The organism is Bradyrhizobium sp. AS23.2, assembly GCF_001908185.1.
Classification (GTDB): domain Bacteria; phylum Pseudomonadota; class Alphaproteobacteria; order Rhizobiales; family Xanthobacteraceae; genus Bradyrhizobium.
Map to the genome: position 1 here is coordinate 1 of NZ_LGHM01000191.1, position 16,097 is coordinate 16,097.

Sequence of the window (16,097 nt, forward strand, 5' to 3'; positions counted from 1 at the left end):
ACCGGCCGCGCGTGGACCGGTTGTTGCGCGGCCTGCCGCGCCTGCAGCGGCCCCGGCCGTGCATCCGCCGTCATCACTGTCGATGGCCACGCGCCCGTTCTCGACCCAGGCCCCGAAGGTGCTGCTGATCGGCTCCTCGACCGGCGGTCCTCAGGCGTTGATGGCGCTCGTCACCGAACTTGGCCCGGTGATCGATCGCTTTCCGGTGCTGATCACCCAGCACATGCCGCCGACCTTCACCACCATTCTTGCCGAGCATCTGGCGCGTACGAGCCGCCGGCCGGCGAGCGAGGCGGTTGACGGCGAGCCGGTGAAGCCGGGACGGATCTATCTGGCGCCCGGCGGCAAGCACATGCGTGTCGCGCGCAACGGCGCGGACGTGGTGATCGCACTCGACGACGGTCCCGCCGTCAATTTCTGCAAGCCAGCGGTCGATCCGCTCTTCACTTCCGCCATCGACATCTGGCATGGCAACATCCTCTCCGTGATCCTGACGGGCATGGGCTCGGACGGCATGCGCGGCGGCAAGGACATCGTCGCGGCCGGCGGCAGCGTCATTGCCCAGGACGAAGCCTCGAGCGTGGTCTGGGGCATGCCCGGCGCGGCGGCCAATGCGGGCATCTGCGCGGCGATCCTGCCGCTCAACCAGATCGCCGCCAAGGTCAATCGCCTGTTCGCGGGAGACCGCTCGTGACGCCGGCGGACTACGAGTATCTGCGCAAATTCCTGAAAGAGCGCTCCGGCCTCGATCTCTCCGCTGACAAGCAGTATCTGATCGAGAGCCGTCTGTTGCCGCTTGCCCGCAAGGCGAGCCTTTCCGGCATTCCCGATCTCGTGCTGAAGATCAGGAACGGTGATGGCCGGCTTGCGACCGATGTGGTCGAAGCGATGACCACCAACGAGACCTTCTTCTACCGCGACAAGATCCCGTTCGATCATCTGCGCGACACGATCCTGCCGGGCCTGATCCAGGCGCGAGCGGCGCGCAAGTCGCTGCGCATCTGGTCGGCGGCGTCGTCGACGGGGCAGGAGCCTTATTCGATCGCCATGTGCGTGAAGGAGATGGGCGCGGCCTTCGCCGGCTGGCGTATCGAGATCGTCGCCACCGATCTGTCGCAGGAGGTGCTGGAGAAATCCAAGGCCGGCGTCTACAGCCAGTTCGAGGTGCAGCGCGGCCTGCCGATCCAGCACCTGATGAAGTACTTCACGCAGTCGGGCGAGCTCTGGCAGCTCAATGCCGACATCCGCGCGATGGTGCAGTTCCGCCAGCTCAATCTGTTGCAGGACTTCTCCCATCTCGGCACGTTCGACGTCATCTTCTGCCGCAACGTGCTGATCTATTTCGACCAGGACACCAAGGCGGTGATCTTCGAGCGCATGGCGAAGTGCATGGAGGCCGACGGCACGCTGCTGCTTGGTGCCGCCGAATCCGTCGTCGGCATCACCGATGCATTCCGTCCCATCGCCGACCGCCGCGGTCTCTATCAGCTCAACCCGGCGCGCTCCGGCCGTCCCATGGGGGGATTGATGCCGCAGCCACTCAAGATCGCCGCCGCGCGGTGAGCTCTTTCATTCCGGGCTCGCTCGCTTCGCGAGCGCCCCGGAATGACAGATGCCTTACAAGATCGCATGCGGCAGGAAGCGCGAGCCGTTGCCCGTGATCGGGCTCTCGTCCTCGCGGATCGACAAACCGCACGGCTCGTGATTCACCAGCCAGCTTCCGACCACCGGATAGACGCCTGAAAAGTTCGGCAGCGGCGACAGCGCCTGGCGCACGAATCCTTCCGCGCCGTAGGGGCCTGCGTGCTCGTCGAGCGGCATCCCGCCGGAGACCAGCGTGACATTGGCGCCTTCGCGCGACAGCAGCGGCTTGCGCACATAGGAACTGCCGAGCTCGGCTGCCCGCGGATCGTCCTCGAAGAAGGCCGGCAGCAAATTCGGATGGTTCGGAAACATCTCCCAGAGCAGCGGCAGGATGCCCTTGTTGGAGAGCACAGCCTTCCATGGCGGCTCGATCCAGCGCGTTGTGGCGCCCGCGAGCTTTACGCCGAAGGCGTCGTGGAACATCCACTCCCGGGGATAGAGCTTGAAGACGAGCGCGATGTCGCGGTCGTCGACATCGACGAAGGCGCCGGCCTCGTCTCGCCAGCCGATCTCCTCGATGTCGAGCAGCGTGGTCGCGAGCCCCGCCTGGCGCGCGGTGTCTTCGAGGTAGGCCAGCGTGCCGGCGTCCTCGTCATTGCCCGTGGTGCCGGTGAGATGCAGATGGTGACCGGCGCCGATCGTCTTCCACGCCTCGATCAACCGCTCGTGGATGGAGTTGAACTGATCGGAGCGCGACGGGATGATGCGCCGTTCGATTGCCTGTTCGAGCCAGGTCCATTGAAACACCGCGGCCTCGAAGATCGAGGTCGGTGTGTCGGCGTTGTATTCGAGCAGCTTGGCGGGCGCCTCGCCGTTGAACCTGAGATCGAGCCGGCCGTAGAGGCTGCGGTCGTCGCGTTCCCAGCTCTCCGCGATCAGATTCCAGAAGGCTTCCGGAATTCCCAGTCGTCGCAGCCGGCGCTCGTCGCCGATCACGCGGCCGGCAAGCTCCAGGCACATCGCGTCGATCTCGCCGGTCGGGGTCTCGATGCCGCGCTCGATCTCGTCGAGCGTGAAGCCGTAATAGGCGCGCTCGTCCCAATAGCGCTCGCCGTCGATGGTGTGGAAGGCGAAGCCGCATTGTTCGGCGGTCTCGCGCCAATCGTCGCGCTCGGGACAGGTGATGCGTTGCATGGGTCAGCCGCCGCCGTGACCGCCGTGGCCTTGACCACCATGGCCATGGCCGCCGTGGCCGTGCATGTGATGCAGCGTGCCGCCGAAGCCGCCATAGGTCGGACGGCAGTAGGGTTTGCCGTCGATGCCCGGAACACCTTCGAGGCCGGGGCCACAGGGCCGTTCGCGTTTCACTAGTCCCATCGAGACCGCGCCGGCCGCGGCGCTGCCCATCAAGGTGAGCACAACCCTTCGCGAACGTTTCATCGCGCTTCCTCCCGCGCCGCTACCTAAGCAGAGCCGCGCGCGGCGTTGAATTCAAAACCTTGCGTCTTAGCCGCCGCCCGAGAAGCCGTGTGCAAAGGAGCCGAAGCCGCCGCGCGTCACGCCACCCGAGCCTGAATCGGACGATGTTCCCGACGAGGAATGGCTCGATGAGTCGCTGCTGAAGAAGCTCGATCGCGACGACCAGCGCGAGCTGCCGCCGCCGCTCGAGGAGCTGCGGCTAGTGCTGCACGTCGTGCTCGCCTGCCCCGGCACAGCTCCGGGCGGAGGCGGATCGCAATTCTGCCGCGGCATCAGCGTGTAGGCGGTGGTGCCAACCGCGATCGTGCCCATCACGAGCAGGGCGACATGGCCGGAGCGCTTCACCGGCTCCCGTGGAGCCGCCGGCACCGGCGCCGGCCGGCGCTTGCCGAACTCCTTGGTGGGTTTGTCGGCCATGTCAGTAGATCATGCTGGCGGCGTTCAGCAGGCCCGCGGCGAGCGAGGACAGTCCGAGCCAGATTGCCGGGGCAAGCTCGCCGGCGGCGATCCGTGCCGACAGGTTCGGCACCGGGACCTTCACGAGAAAGAACACGATGATCTGGACGATCAGCGCGATCATCGCCCAGGTCAGGCAGTCCAGCACATTGGCCGAATGCGCGATCGCGCTCACCAGCGGCGCCACGAAGCCAAGCAGGCTGAGGCCGAGCGCGATCGCCGCGGCCGGATCGTTGTCGCGGATGAGCTGGAACTCGTTGTGCGGGGTGATGCGGGTATAGACGAACAGATACGCCACGATCGCGACCAGCCCAGTGCAGAAATAGACCAGGAAGGCGGGCAGGCCGGCGAGTGATTGCAGGATCATCGTTCCCCCATCGTGCAGCGACCATTCGTCGGCGGGGGGAGGATAGCGGTTCAACCGCGCGAGGGCGATGAAGCGGCGTTCGCGTCCCCAAAAAACAAAACCCCGCCATTTGCGGCGGGGTCCAGGCTGGGAGGAGCGAGCCCCTGGGGGCTCGCGACGTAGCCCAAAATCAGGCGGGAATTCGCTCTTCGTGCTCGTGCGGCTCGCGCAGCACGTAGCCGCGGCCCCACACGGTCTCGATGAAGTTGCGTCCCTCGGAGGCGTTCGCGAGCTTCTTGCGGAGCTTGCAGATGAAGACGTCGATGATCTTCAGCTCCGGCTCGTCCATGCCGCCGTAGAGATGGTTGAGGAACATTTCCTTGGTGAGGGTCGTGCCCTTGCGCAAGCTGAGCAGCTCCAGCATCTGATATTCCTTGCCGGTCAGATGCACGCGCTGGCCGCCGACTTCCACCGTCTTGGTGTCGAGGTTGACGACGAGGTCGCCGGTCTGGATGACCGATTGGGCATGGCCCTTGGAGCGGCGCACGATCGCGTGGATGCGGGCCACCAGCTCGTCCTTGTGGAAGGGCTTGGTCATGTAGTCGTCGGCGCCGACGCCGAGACCCTTGACCTTGTCCTCGATGCCGGCGAGGCCGGAGAGGATCAGAATCGGTGTCTTGATCTTGGAGACCCGGAGCTGCTTGAGCACGTCGTAGCCGGACATGTCGGGCAGGTTGAGGTCGAGAAGAATAATGTCGTAATCGTATAGCTTACCGAGATCGACGCCTTCTTCCCCCAAATCGGTCGTGTAGACGTTGAAGCTCTCAGACTTCAGCATCAGCTCGATCGACTGCGCGACGGCGCTGTCATCTTCAATCAGCAAAACGCGCATGCCAGTTCCCCATAGTCGCCGCTCCCGGGCGTCAGGTCGGCCGCATTCGCGGCACTCAACAAAACGCCTTTGAACAACTGATTCGGATCCTGACAACAGATGGTTAACAAACTCTGATTCTGGAGCGCAAGTCCTCCCGGTGCAATTTTTGTCGAATCGCCCTAAGGTCTTGCGCGCGAAGCAGCTTTCGTCACCCGATTCCGTTCAAGCTCCACTTTAAGAGACGGGCCTAACCGACTCCCGTGACTCAGCCTTCTTCTGGAAGGGAGTCACGCTCAGTCACAAAGACAGTGACGCAATGATTAATGATGCGGGTAAACACGAAGTTAAGCGCCGTTCAGAAATGTGGCGAAACTTAAGGTTTTCGCCATGAAGCCCTTGAGGATCTTGAGGAAAGCGCGCCCCTTATGAAGGCCCCCTTATGAAGGCTCTTGCCGAACAGATCGGCGATATCGACGGCGTCAACATTTATGGCCGCGTGGTCGGCGTTCGCGGCCTGATGGTCGAAGTGGCCGGGCCGATTCACGCGATGTCGGTCGGCGCGCGGCTCGTGATCGAGACCGGTGCCAACCGTTCCATTCCCTGCGAGGTGATCGGCTTCTCCGGCAACAATGCTGTCGTGATGCCGTTCGCCGGCCTCGACGGTGTGCGCCGCGGCTGCAAGGCGGTTATCGCCAATGCCGCGAACCAGGTGCGGCCTTCGTCGGCCTGGCTCGGCCGCGTCGTCAATGCGCTGGGCGAGCCGATCGACGGCAAGGGGCCGCTGCCGCAGGGGGGCCTCGCCGATGGCGTTCCGCAACGCGCCGCCGCCGGCGCATTCGAGGAAGCGCGTCGGCGCGCCGCTCGATCTCGGCGTCCGCGCGATGAACACGTTCCTCACCTGCTGCCGCGGCCAGCGCATGGGTATCTTCGCCGGCTCCGGCGTCGGCAAGTCGGTGCTGCTGTCGATGCTTGCGCGCAACGTCGATGCCGCTGTCAGCGTCATCGGGCTGATCGGCGAGCGCGGCCGTGAGGTTCAGGAATTCCTGCAGGACGACCTCGGCGAGGAGGGCCTGGCGCGCTCCGTCGTGGTTGTTGCGACTTCGGACGAGCCGGCCCTGATGCGCCGGCAGGCCGCGTACCTTACACTCGCGGTCGCCGAATATTTTCGCGACGAGGACAAGGATGTCCTCTGCCTGATGGATTCGGTGACACGCTTTGCCATGGCCCAGCGCGAGATCGGCCTGTCCGCCGGCGAGCCACCGACCGCCAAGGGCTATACGCCGACCGTCTTCACCGAGCTGCCGAAACTTTTGGAGCGTGCCGGTCCGGGCTTGGGAGAGGGCGCCATCACCGCGATCTTCACGGTGCTGGTCGACGGCGACGACCACAACGAGCCGATCGCCGACGCCGTCCGCGGCATCCTCGACGGCCACATCGTGATGCAGCGCTCGATCGCCGAGCGCGGCCGCTACCCCGCGATCAACATCCTCAAATCCGTCTCCCGCACCATGCCGAAATCGGCCGATCCGCAGTTCTGGCCGACGATCCAGCGGGCGCGCCAGGTGATGGCGACCTATGCCGACATGGAGGAGTTGATCCGGCTCGGGGCCTACCGGGCCGGCTCCAGCCCGGAGGTCGACGAGGCGATCCGGCTGCACGAGCCGCTGGAGGCCTTCCTGCGCCAGCGCAAGGACGAAAATGCATCACTTTCGGACGGCTATCGCCAATTGGCGCAAATCCTCGGTAGCTTGGAAACGGAACGCTAACTTTGTCAGGTCATCATCCGACCCCACAGAGTAGCAGAGCCGGTCTTGGCCCCAGTCGGCCTTTGGGGAGACCGCTGACGTCCCACGTGCAGCTAGGGGACTTCTGGGGAGTATGAGTCGATGAAGTCACGTGATACCCTCATCCGCCTGAAGAAGTTTCAGGTCGACGAGAAGCGCCGCCGGGTCGCCCAGATCGAGACCATGATCGCCGACTTCCAGCGGATGTCGACCGATCTTGAACGCGAGATCACGACCGAGCAGGAGCGTGCCGGGATCAACGATCCCTCGCACTTCGCCTATCCGACCTACGCCAAGGCCGCGATCCAGCGCCGCGAGAACCTGACCCGCTCGGCCGACGAGCTGAAGGGGCAGCTCGACGAAGCCAAGGCTGCGCTCGCCGAGGCCTTCGAGGAACTGAAGAAAGTCGAGCTCCTCGACGAGCGCGACCAAGCCCGTGAACGCGCCGAAGAAAACGCCCGTGAGCAGGCCGACCTCGACAGCATCGGGCTGATGCGCGCCCGCATCGGCGCTGTCGCCTGACGCACTAACCCCGGACCGCCGAGAATTTGTGAAACCCGGACCCACAAGGTCCGGGTTTTCGTATTTGCTGTCCACAGTCTGGCGCCGCGCCCCTTGGTGGTCGGCTTTGTGGCGCGCTATGGTAGCGGGGTGCCAGGGCCCGCGCGGAAGCGTCGGGACCCGCGCGTCGGGGGGCTGAATGCTGACGCCAGCAGAGCTGGTCGGGTTGATTGAGGCGGTGGCGAAGGGCGATCAGGCCGCGTTCGAGCGCCTCTACGTCGCCACGCGCGCGAAACTCTATGGCGTCGTGCTCCGTATCTTGCGCCGACAGGATCTCGCAGAGGAGGTCATTCAGGAGACCTACGTCAAGATCTGGAATAGCGCGGGGCAGTTCAATCCGGCTCTGTCGTCGCCGATCACGTGGATGGCGTCGATCGCGCGCAACCGTGCGATCGACATCGTGCGCAAGAAGTCAGACGTCTCCATCGAGGAAGAGCCTCAGGCGATGGAGGTTGCGGCCGACAGCCCCGATCCGCTGGCGCGCCGGCAGATGACCGAGGAGTTGAAGCGGCTTCTGGAATGTATCGGCCGGCTCGAGCCGGATCGTCAGAGGCTCGTGCTTCTCGCCTATTACAACGGCTGGAGCCGCGAGCAATTGGCGGAGAAATTCGCCGCGCCCGTCAACACGGTGAAGACGTGGTTGCGGCGCAGCATGTTGGACATCCGGGAGTGCCTCGGACTATGAGGGTCAGACTGGCGAGGGTGGTTCTGGACAGAATTTGATGGCCTACACGGAGGACCATATCGCGCTCGCCGCGGAATATGTGCTGGGCACGCTCGATGCCGACGAGCGGGCGCAGGTCGAGACCATGATGGCGGTGGACAAGGCGTTCGCCGATGTCGTGCAGGCCTGGGCCTTCCGGCTCGGTGCCCTCAACCAGATGGTCGGCTCGGTCGAGCCGCGTCCGATCGTGTGGGAGAACATCAGGTCCGAGCTCGCGCGGACGGCCTTTGCGCAGGAGCCGCCCGCGCTGCCCGAAGCCCCGCCGCCTCCGCCACCTGTGCCGGAGTTTTCCTCGCTCGATACTTCGCCGCCGGAGACGCCATCGGAGGACGCGCAGCAACCGGAGCCGCAGCCTCCCGAAGCAGAGCAGCCCGAGACGGAGCGGCCGGCGCCCGATGCGCTTCCCGACGTCTTGCCGATCTTCATGCCGCAGGTTCATGCGCCCGATCCTGAAGTCGCGCGCGCGCTGCAGGTGCCGGTCGTCGACAGCACCAACGTGATCGGGCTTGAAAGCCGTGTGAAGCGCTGGCGCACCATCGCATCCGCCCTTGGCGCGCTCGCGGCCGCGCTGCTCGTGACGCTGTCGCTTCAGATTTTCCAGCCCGACGCGCTGCCCGGCGCGCTGCGGCCTGCACCGCGCATCCAGACGGTCGAGGTGAAGACACCTGCGCCGCTCACGGCGTCTTCGCAATTTGTCGCGCTGTTGCAGGGCCAGGGCGGCGGCGCCGCCTTCATTCTCACCATCGACGGTGCAACGCGGAATTTCACGGTGCGCAAGGTCGGTGCGACGCTGGAGCCCGGCAAGAGCTTCGAGCTCTGGCTGATCTCCGACAAGCTGCCCCGTCCGCGCTCGCTCGGCGTGATCGGGACGGGCGACTTCACCGCGCGTCCGGTGCTCGGCTCCTACGATGCCGACGTCGTCAATGGCGCCACCTATGCCGTCACCGTCGAGCAGGCCGGCGGCTCGCCCAACGGCCAGCCGACCTCGGCGCCAGTGTTTTCCGGCAAGCTGATCGAGACCGTACCGCCGTCCCAGTCACAGCAGCAAGTTCCGGCGAAGAAATAGTCGCTGTCGTAACCCGGATGGAGCCAACGGGTCGGCCGGAAGCGCCGCCCGATGACAGGCTCCGCGCAATCCGGGACCACCGTCCCGCATTCCGCTTTGCTCCGTGCGGGCTACAAGCGCAGGCCATTGTCGCCATTGTCCGTTCTGCCGTCGCAATTCGACAAATCTCGCTGAATCCGCCCTTGATTTGAACCTCTCTGCAATTTGTGGCGTCAAATGCCCGGAATTTGAAGTCGGCGCCGTACGTTGCGGCGCCGCGGAGGGCAAGAAATCAGATGGATGCAGCAAAGACGCCGGGCATCTTCGTCCACCAATATGCAGGGCTGCCGCACGGTCCCGCGTTCGAACATTGGCGCGAGCGGGCCTTCGGCTCCTGCGGCCTCGATATCGGGCCGAGCCATGGCGACAGCATCGATTGCCGGCTCCAGATCAGCGTGGTCGACAATATCGCGCTGGCCATTCCTGAAGGCGCCTCGGCGCAATATTCGCGCACGCAGGGCGGCCTTGCCGACGGCAGCGACGATCTCATCCTGATTGCTGCCCATGCGGGCCTCGTCCGCGTCGGGCAGAACGGCCACACCGTAGAGCTCGCGCCCGCGCAAATGGTGCTCGTCGACATGAGCCTCACCGGCACCGTCGGCCACACCGACGAAGATCGCTTCACCACCATCCGCATGCCGCGCCGCGCGCTGCTCGACATCAATCCGCGCGCCGAGGACAAGCTGTCGCAGGTGCTCTCCGACGGTGCAGTTGCCGAGACGATCTTCCGCTACCATGCGCTCGCCGCCAATCACGCGCCGCATCTCGACGCCGTCGGCCAGCGTCTGACCGCGCAGCACATGGTCGATCTGGTCGGCCTCCTGCTCGGCACCGATGCGGAGCATGCGAACCTGGCCCGCGGGCGGGGACAGGCGGCGGCCCGCCTCGATCTCATGCGCGCCGACGTGATGGCCGGGCTCGGCCGCAACGATCTCTGCCTGTCCGAGATCGCGACGCGCTCGGGCCTCAGTGCGCGCCAGGCGCAGCGCCTGTTCGAGCAGGCCGGCACGACCTTCACCGAGTTCGTGCTGGAGCAGCGCCTGTTGCTGGCGCGAAAGCTGCTTGGCGATCCCCGTGCCCGGACCCGCAAGATCAGCGACATCGCGCATTCCTCGGGCTTCTCCGATCTGTCCTATTTCAACCGCGCCTTCCGCAAGCGCTTTGGCGCGACGCCGTCGGACCTGCGCGAGGCCTGAGCCGCCCGCTGCGGCCGCAAAGGCGACCACGCAAGCGCATCTACCCTCCGCTCACTGCTAGCCAGGACGACCTCTTCGCCGCCGCAGCCTCAACCGTGCACCTATGGGGCGCAGTAGCCGCTATCGGGCGAGGTGATCTCGTCGTGAAGGTTCGTTACGCACCAGTGTCATCGTCCGCTTTGTGCGCACTTGCGCACTGGGGCGGACGATCTAGTATTCCAGAGGCGGTGAAGGGACACGGAGAAGCTGCGGCGTACTGGATTCCCTACCTTCGCGGGGAATCACAGCAGCAATTTTGAAGGGATGCCCGCGCTGCATTTGCAGCGGAATCGTCACCCCAGACATGAGAAAGCGCCCGTGGGGGGCGGGCGCTTTCTGTAGTCGACTTGGGGTTGGGTCGTCTACATATCCACGTGGCGACTTTGGGGGGCTGGTAAAGAGCCGCGTGAATTCCTGAAACTCAGATCTCCTTAGCGAACGAGGGACGCGTTCGAACTGGTGATAACAACCGACTTGCCGGCCTTGATGACACGAGCCGTCTGGGTCAAGCCTTCATCCGAACCCGTCGCTCGCGCCGTAATGCCGAGGCCCGTCACCGCGATCCCTGCGACGAGCGCCACGACCACAATCTTCAAATGGGTCGAGCGATCTGCGCTGTAGATCGAGTGGTTCATGGAAGCCTCCTGCCGCCATCTACCTGAAGTAGTCTCCAGCCTGTTCGGCAGGTTCATGCTTCCGATGCCGAACAACGTAGTATCGGGAGGATTCGTTCCCAAGGGGGCATCACAAGAGCGTGAACGCTTGTGAAAAGTCGCGATCAAGAGTGATCCTTGATCGTTCAATTATATAATTATTTCAATGCTGTAATTTGCCTGCAAGGCGCCTTTCCTGCATTTGGTCGACAAGGCGCCAAGAGCTCAAAAATCATTTGCCTGTGGCCGAAAAACACACGGCTTCTTGAGGCAAATCAGACGCTTCCGACCGTTTTCAACTTCGCCCTGGGGTGGATTTCAGCCTGCGACAGCACGGTGGTCTGGGCACGGAACCGCTCGACCAGAGAACGCACGAAGGGACGAATTGCCGCAGAGGTGACCAGCACCGGGGCCTCGCCCTCGCGCGCGGCGCGCTCGAAGGCTTCGCGTACGGCGGTCATGAACTCCGAGAGTTTCGAGGGCTGCATCGCGAGGCTGCGCTCCTCACCCTGGCCGATAATGGATTCGGCAAAGGCCTGCTCCCAGCGCGCCGACAGGGCGATCAGCGGCAGATAACCGGCGTAGGACGTGTTCTGCGCGCAGATCTGCCGGGCCAGGCGGGCACGGACATGCTCGACCATGGTGGCGGGATTGCGCGAGAAGGCCAGCGAATCCGCGATGCCTTCGAGGATGGTCGAGAGGTCGCGGATCGAGATCCGTTCGGCGAGCAGCAGTTGCAGTACGCGCTGGATGCCGGAGACGGTGACCTGTCCCGGAACGATGTCCTTGACCAGCTCGCCCTGCTCCTTCGGCAGCTCCTTGAGCAGCTTCTGCACTTCGCCATAGGAGAGCAGGTCCGACATGTTGGCCTTGAGCAGCTCGGTGAGGTGGGTCGAGAGCACGGTCGCGGCGTCAACGACGGTGTAGCCCTTGAGCGAAGCCTCTTCCTTGAGGCTGGCGTCGACCCAGGTCGCGGGCAGGCCGAAGGTCGGCTCGGTGGTGTGGATGCCGGGCACCTGCACCTGGCTGCCGCCGGGGTCCATGACCATGAACTGGCTCGGCCAGATCTTGCCGGTGCCGGCGTCGACCTCCTTGATCTTGATGATGTAGGTGTTGGCTTCGAGCTGGACGTTGTCGAGGATGCGTACCGCGGGCATCACGAAACCCATCTCGATCGCGAGCGAACGGCGCAGCGCCTTGATCTGCTCGGTGAGGCGATCGGTGCCGTCGGGCCCGTTGACCAGCGGCAGGAGCGCATAGCCGAGCTCGATCTTGAGGTCGTCGATCTTGAGCGCCGCCGAGATCGGCTCCTCGGCTCCGGCGGCGCCGGGTGCACCGGGCGTGCCGGCCGTGGGCGCGGCCTTGGCGGCTTCCTCGGCCTTGACGGCGGTGCGCTTGTGGTTGCGTGCGTGCCAGGCGAGGGCGCCGGCGCCGGCGCCGAGCGCCAGGAAGGGGATGGTTGGAATGCCCGGCAGGGCGGCCAGCACCAGCATGACCGCCGAGGACATCGCGAGCGCCTGCGGATAGCCGGAGAACTGCTTCATCAGCGCCTTGTCGGCGGCGCCGGAAACACCGGCCTTGGAGACGAGCAGGCCGGCGGCGGTCGAGACGATCAGCGCCGGCACCTGGGTAACGAGGCCGTCACCGACCGTCAGCAGCGTGTAGCTGCGCCCGGCATCGGCGAAGGAGAGACCCTGCTGCGCCACGCCGATGATCATGCCGCCGACGACGTTGATGAAGACGATCAGCAGGCCAGCGATGGCATCGCCCCGGACGAATTTGGAGGCACCGTCCATGGCGCCGAAGAAGCCGCTCTCGTCCTCGAGCTCCTTGCGCCGCTGCTTGGCGACCTTCTCGTCGATCAGGCCGGCGGAGAGATCGGCGTCGATCGCCATCTGCTTGCCGGGCATGGCATCGAGGTGGAAGCGGGCGGCGACTTCGGCGATACGGCCCGAACCCTTGGTGATGACGACGAAGTTGACGATGATCAGGATGGCGAAGACGATGATGCCGATGACGAAATTGCCGCCCATCACGAAGCTGCCGAAGGCCTCGATGACGTGACCGGCGGCGTCCGTGCCCTCGTGCCCGTGGGACAGGATCAGGCGGGTCGAGGCCATGTTGAGCGACAGGCGCAGCATGGTCGAGATCAGAAGGATGGTCGGGAAGGCCGAGAATTCCAATGGCGCCTGGATGAACAGCGACGTCATCAGGATCAGGATCGAGAGCGTGATCGAGATCGCCAGGAACAGGTCCAGCACGATCGAGGGCAGCGGCAGGATCAGCACCACCAGGATGGTGAGGATGCCGAGCGCAAGCGCGATGTCGCCGCGCTTGAGGATGTTGACGATCTCGGTGAGGGAGGGGATGCCGGGCTTCGCTGCGCCTACGCCCTGTCCCGCGGTGACGTCGACCATGGTAGCTGCCTCCCCGCGCGATCGCCGGCCGCGCGCCCCAAACGTCTGCGCGGCGGCCGATGGGCCGCCGTTCCGAAAGTGAGGCACCGCACTGGCGTCCACGGGGGCTCCCGTTCTACGCGGCTGACGACACTCGACTTCACCCGGCAATTTTTGCCCGGTGTATGGTTAGCAAAGGGTTAACGCAGGGGGCGGCAGGAGGTCAGGCCGGGGTATTTCGGGCCCAAATGGCGTCATTCCGGCAGCTCGAAGAGCCAAGTCCAGATTCGCGAGATCGCGGGGCGGAATTAGCTCGAACGACAGCGGAGGGCGCTAGTGCAGTGCACAGCGCATGCCTAACATCGCGTCATCGTGCTTGACCAAAAGACTGGCAGCGGAGAATTTGCTGCCGTGCACGCGCCAAATCATCCAGAACAGAGACCGGCCTCCTTCACCCCTGATTCCCGTCAGGCCTGGGTGCGGCTCGTCATCGCGCTTCTGATCGGCTCGATCGGCGCCGTCGGCATGTGGGCGGTCGTGGTGGTGATTCCCGTCGTGCAGGCCGAATTCGGCGCCACGCGCGGCGCAGTGTCGCTGGCCTTCACTCTCATGATGTTCGGTTTCGGTCTCGGTGGCGTGATCGCCGGCAAGATCACCGACAAGTTCGGCATCGTGCCGGCGATGGCGATCAGCATCGCCTTCCTCGGCGTTGCCAACGTGCTGGCGGGATTGTCGACCCACCTCTGGCAATTCGTGGCGGCCTATTTCCTGATCGGGCTGGGCACTTCCGCGACTTTCGCTCCGCTGATGGCGGAGGCCTCGCACTGGTTCGAGCGCTATCGCGGGTTGGCCGTGACCATCGTCGCAAGCGGCAACTATGTCGCCGGCACGATGTGGCCGCCGATCGTGAGTTGGGGCATGCAGACCGCGGGCTGGCGCACGACCCATATCGGCATCGGCATCGTTTGCGCCATCCTGATGACGGTCCTGGTGCTGGTCCTACGCATGCAGATGGGCGACGACAAGGTCCGCGATCACGCCAACGCGCCGCCGCCGCGCGTCGATCTCAAGCTCTCGACCAACACGCTGACCGTGCTGCTCTCGATCGCCAGCATCGCCTGCTGCGTCGCCATGGCAATGCCGCAGGTCCACATCGTCGCCTATTGCGGCGATCTCGGTTATGGCGTGGCGCGCGGCGCCGAGATGCTGTCCCTGATGATGGCCTGCGGCATCGTCAGCCGGATCGGCTCGGGCTACCTCGCCGACAAGATCGGCGGCATCCCCACGCTGCTGGTCGGGGCATTGGCGCAAGGCTTCGCGCTGGTATTTTACCTGTTCTTCGACAGCCTCACTTCGCTCTATCTGATCTCGGCAATGTTCGGCCTGTTCCAGGGCGGCATCGTGCCGAGCTACGCCATCATCGTGCGTGAGGCGATGCCGGCGAGCGAAGCCGCAACGCGCGTCGGCATCGTGGTTTTCGCCTCCGTGTTCGGCATGTCCCTCGGCGGCTGGGTGTCGGGCGTCATTTTTGATGCGACCGGTTCCTACGCTGCGGCGTTCGCCAACGGCGTGGCTTGGAATGCCGTCAATGTCGGCATCGTTCTGACGCTGCTGATCCGCTCGCGGATGAATTCGGTCAAGACCGGTCCCGGCTTCGCGACCTAAACCGCCTGTCCCGCCTTCAGCAGCGAGCAGCCGGTGATCTTGTAGCTGCCGTCCGCTTGCTGCTCGAGCGTGTAGATTGCTTCCCAGGATTCGCCATTGGCATCGACGATATGGACGCGCTGGGCGATCCAGTTGCCCTCGGTCTTGTTGTCGCCGAACTCAAAGCTCCTGTGACGGTAGACCGGTGCGTAGCCGTTCTGCACCATCGACATGAAAATGTCGGGCGCGGGGAAGATCTCCCGGATTGCCGGTGCGGCATACGAATAGGCCGTGGCCGCATCGTCGCGAACGAATGCCTGTTCCTGGGCGCGGATGACGCCCTGCGCCGCCGCAACGTCGTCGGCAAACGCTGAGGCGGGGCTGAAGGTAAAACTGAGAGCGACCAGCAAGGCGGCAATGCGCATGGCAAGCTCCGCATTGAAATCCCGGCGACGCCGATCCTAGCACATCCCGCGCGCCGCTACCGCTTCCGCTTTGCGGCCGGCTTCGCCGCCTTGGCAGCGCTCGCCTTGGCTTTGCCGGCCGGCTGAACGCGCAATCCGTCGACGAACACATCGAGCATGCGAAGCACCGACGATTGCCAGCCGGGCTGGTCGTGCATGTAGCACATGCCGACCAGGGCCCTGAGCAGGTCCTCCGGGCTGACATCGCCACGCATCTGGCCGGCCGCGACCGCGCGGTCGAGCAGCGAGCCGATCGCCTTGGTCAGCCGGTCCATCGAGAACGCCGCGAGTTCCGACGAGCTCTGGAACGTCAGCGCCAGCGCGGCCGACATGCCTTTTTTGGTGGCAACGAATTCGACGTTGGAGCGCAGCCAGCGCCGCAGCGCGTCGACCGGGTCCTTTGCATTCTTCAACTGCTCGGCGAGCTCGCTGAGCTGCTCGACCTCGCGCCGGTAGACTGCCTCGAACAAATCCTCGCGCGTCGGGAAATGCCGGTAGAGCGTGCCGATGCCAACGCCGGCGCGCTTTGCAACGGCCTCCAGGCTCGCCTCCGGACCGCCGGCGTTGAATACGGCCTTGGCGGCTTCGAGCACGCGCTCGCGATTGCGCACGGCATCGGCGCGCGGCTTGCGGGTCTGGTCAGTGTGGTCGTCCATGCCAGCAATGTAGATCACGAATTGGTTAGATTGAACCCATGCAGGGCTGCACCGCGTTGTTTGCGCACGGGCTTTTGACGGATTCCGATATTTTCCCGGCGGCCCTTGTTAACCGGAGGGGGCCTCCGTATATCCG

The 16,097-nt window shown here is 64.8% G+C and carries 16 protein-coding genes and 1 pseudogene; 8 read left to right on the top strand and 9 right to left on the bottom strand.

Features of this window, described 5'->3' with window-relative positions:
- Nucleotides 1-694: chemotaxis protein CheB (locus AC630_RS35090; protein ID WP_283808478.1), on the top strand; the 694-nt coding region annotated here is incomplete at its 5' end.
- Nucleotides 691-1,563, top strand: a complete 873-nt coding sequence (locus AC630_RS35095) for a CheR family methyltransferase (RefSeq protein ID WP_074122987.1) — start codon at nucleotides 691-693, stop codon at nucleotides 1,561-1,563. The genes AC630_RS35090 and AC630_RS35095, both read left to right, overlap by 4 nt.
- Before the next feature lie 54 nt (nucleotides 1,564-1,617).
- On the opposite strand, the gene AC630_RS35100 is transcribed toward AC630_RS35095, so the two are convergent.
- The 5 genes from AC630_RS35100 to ctrA form a co-directional block, all read right to left on the bottom strand.
- Nucleotides 1,618-2,778 carry a glutathionylspermidine synthase family protein gene (locus tag AC630_RS35100; RefSeq protein WP_074122988.1) on the bottom strand — a complete coding sequence of 387 codons (1,161 nt, stop codon included), beginning with the start codon at nucleotides 2,776-2,778 and terminating at the stop codon, nucleotides 1,618-1,620.
- 3 nt (nucleotides 2,779-2,781) lie between these two features.
- Nucleotides 2,782-3,024 carry a hypothetical protein gene (locus tag AC630_RS35105; RefSeq protein ID WP_074122989.1) on the bottom strand — a complete coding sequence of 81 codons (243 nt, stop codon included), beginning with the start codon at nucleotides 3,022-3,024 and terminating at the stop codon, nucleotides 2,782-2,784.
- Nucleotides 3,025-3,090: 66 nt separating this feature from the next.
- Entirely contained in the window at nucleotides 3,091-3,480 is a 390-nt protein-coding gene (locus AC630_RS35110; RefSeq protein WP_074122990.1) for a hypothetical protein, read from the bottom strand.
- A gap of 1 nt (nucleotide 3,481) precedes the next feature.
- The gene (locus tag AC630_RS35115) at nucleotides 3,482-3,886 is read right to left on the bottom strand and encodes a DUF350 domain-containing protein (protein WP_074122991.1); all 405 of its coding nucleotides are present in this window, start codon (nucleotides 3,884-3,886) and stop codon (nucleotides 3,482-3,484) included.
- Nucleotides 3,887-4,055: 169 nt separating this feature from the next.
- On the bottom strand, nucleotides 4,056-4,757 hold the full coding sequence (gene ctrA / locus AC630_RS35120) for a response regulator transcription factor CtrA (RefSeq protein ID WP_008138878.1): 702 nt from the start codon (nucleotides 4,755-4,757) through the stop codon (nucleotides 4,056-4,058).
- A gap of 421 nt (nucleotides 4,758-5,178) precedes the next feature.
- Between ctrA and fliI the strand changes: the two are divergent.
- The 5 genes and pseudogenes from fliI (at nucleotide 5,179) to AC630_RS35145 (ending at nucleotide 10,109) form a co-directional block, all read left to right on the top strand.
- A pseudogene (gene fliI / locus AC630_RS35125) lies at nucleotides 5,179-6,505 on the top strand (flagellar protein export ATPase FliI).
- A 120-nt stretch (nucleotides 6,506-6,625) separates the two neighbouring features.
- Nucleotides 6,626-7,045: a flagellar export protein FliJ gene (gene fliJ / locus AC630_RS35130; protein WP_074122992.1), complete on the top strand. Its 420-nt coding sequence runs from the start codon at nucleotides 6,626-6,628 to the stop codon at nucleotides 7,043-7,045.
- A 178-nt stretch (nucleotides 7,046-7,223) separates the two neighbouring features.
- On the top strand, nucleotides 7,224-7,769 hold the full coding sequence (locus AC630_RS35135) for a sigma-70 family RNA polymerase sigma factor (RefSeq protein ID WP_074122993.1): 546 nt from the start codon (nucleotides 7,224-7,226) through the stop codon (nucleotides 7,767-7,769).
- A gap of 37 nt (nucleotides 7,770-7,806) precedes the next feature.
- Entirely contained in the window at nucleotides 7,807-8,874 is a 1,068-nt protein-coding gene (locus AC630_RS35140; RefSeq protein WP_074122994.1) for an anti-sigma factor, read from the top strand.
- 275 nt (nucleotides 8,875-9,149) lie between these two features.
- Nucleotides 9,150-10,109 carry a helix-turn-helix transcriptional regulator gene (locus AC630_RS35145; RefSeq protein ID WP_074122995.1) on the top strand — a complete coding sequence of 320 codons (960 nt, stop codon included), beginning with the start codon at nucleotides 9,150-9,152 and terminating at the stop codon, nucleotides 10,107-10,109.
- 470 nt (nucleotides 10,110-10,579) lie between these two features.
- Here AC630_RS35145 and AC630_RS35150 read toward each other — a convergent pair whose 3' ends face one another.
- Nucleotides 10,580-10,783, bottom strand: a complete 204-nt coding sequence (locus AC630_RS35150; RefSeq protein ID WP_074122996.1) for a hypothetical protein — start codon at nucleotides 10,781-10,783, stop codon at nucleotides 10,580-10,582.
- 293 nt (nucleotides 10,784-11,076) lie between these two features.
- Complete coding sequence (gene flhA / locus AC630_RS35155; RefSeq protein ID WP_074122997.1) at nucleotides 11,077-13,218, bottom strand: flagellar biosynthesis protein FlhA; 2,142 nt, start codon at nucleotides 13,216-13,218, stop codon at nucleotides 11,077-11,079.
- 390 nt (nucleotides 13,219-13,608) lie between these two features.
- On the opposite strand from flhA, the gene AC630_RS35160 reads away from it, so the two are divergent.
- Complete coding sequence (locus tag AC630_RS35160) at nucleotides 13,609-14,862, top strand: MFS transporter (protein WP_074123013.1); 1,254 nt, start codon at nucleotides 13,609-13,611, stop codon at nucleotides 14,860-14,862.
- On the opposite strand, the gene AC630_RS35165 is transcribed toward AC630_RS35160, so the two are convergent.
- Both AC630_RS35165 and AC630_RS35170 read right to left on the bottom strand, forming a co-directional pair.
- Nucleotides 14,859-15,266 carry a DUF4864 domain-containing protein gene (locus tag AC630_RS35165; RefSeq protein ID WP_074122998.1) on the bottom strand — a complete coding sequence of 136 codons (408 nt, stop codon included), beginning with the start codon at nucleotides 15,264-15,266 and terminating at the stop codon, nucleotides 14,859-14,861. The genes AC630_RS35160 and AC630_RS35165 overlap by 4 nt on opposite strands.
- Nucleotides 15,267-15,322: 56 nt before the next feature.
- Entirely contained in the window at nucleotides 15,323-15,961 is a 639-nt protein-coding gene (locus tag AC630_RS35170; RefSeq protein WP_208867088.1) for a TetR/AcrR family transcriptional regulator, read from the bottom strand.
- Nucleotides 15,962-16,097: the final 136 nt, after the last annotated feature.

Excerpts from the sequence above, each read along its gene's own strand:
- fliJ (WP_074122992.1), top strand. The coding sequence starts at position 6,626 with ATGAAGTCACGTGATACCCTCATCCGCCTGAAGAAGTTTCAGGTCGAC.
- AC630_RS35150 (WP_074122996.1), bottom strand. The coding sequence starts at position 10,783 with ATGAACCACTCGATCTACAGCGCAGATCGCTCGACCCATTTGAAGATT.
- AC630_RS35170 (WP_208867088.1), bottom strand. The coding sequence starts at position 15,961 with ATGGACGACCACACTGACCAGACCCGCAAGCCGCGCGCCGATGCCGTG.
- AC630_RS35145 (WP_074122995.1), top strand. The coding sequence starts at position 9,150 with ATGGATGCAGCAAAGACGCCGGGCATCTTCGTCCACCAATATGCAGGG.
- ctrA (WP_008138878.1), bottom strand. The coding sequence starts at position 4,757 with ATGCGCGTTTTGCTGATTGAAGATGACAGCGCCGTCGCGCAGTCGATC.
- AC630_RS35140 (WP_074122994.1), top strand. The coding sequence starts at position 7,807 with ATGGCCTACACGGAGGACCATATCGCGCTCGCCGCGGAATATGTGCTG.
- AC630_RS35105 (WP_074122989.1), bottom strand. The coding sequence starts at position 3,024 with ATGAAACGTTCGCGAAGGGTTGTGCTCACCTTGATGGGCAGCGCCGCG.
- AC630_RS35115 (WP_074122991.1), bottom strand. The coding sequence starts at position 3,886 with ATGATCCTGCAATCACTCGCCGGCCTGCCCGCCTTCCTGGTCTATTTC.
- AC630_RS35100 (WP_074122988.1), bottom strand. The coding sequence starts at position 2,778 with ATGCAACGCATCACCTGTCCCGAGCGCGACGATTGGCGCGAGACCGCC.
- AC630_RS35110 (WP_074122990.1), bottom strand. The coding sequence starts at position 3,480 with ATGGCCGACAAACCCACCAAGGAGTTCGGCAAGCGCCGGCCGGCGCCG.
- flhA (WP_074122997.1), bottom strand. The coding sequence starts at position 13,218 with ATGGTCGACGTCACCGCGGGACAGGGCGTAGGCGCAGCGAAGCCCGGC.
- AC630_RS35135 (WP_074122993.1), top strand. The coding sequence starts at position 7,224 with ATGCTGACGCCAGCAGAGCTGGTCGGGTTGATTGAGGCGGTGGCGAAG.
- AC630_RS35165 (WP_074122998.1), bottom strand. The coding sequence starts at position 15,266 with ATGCGCATTGCCGCCTTGCTGGTCGCTCTCAGTTTTACCTTCAGCCCC.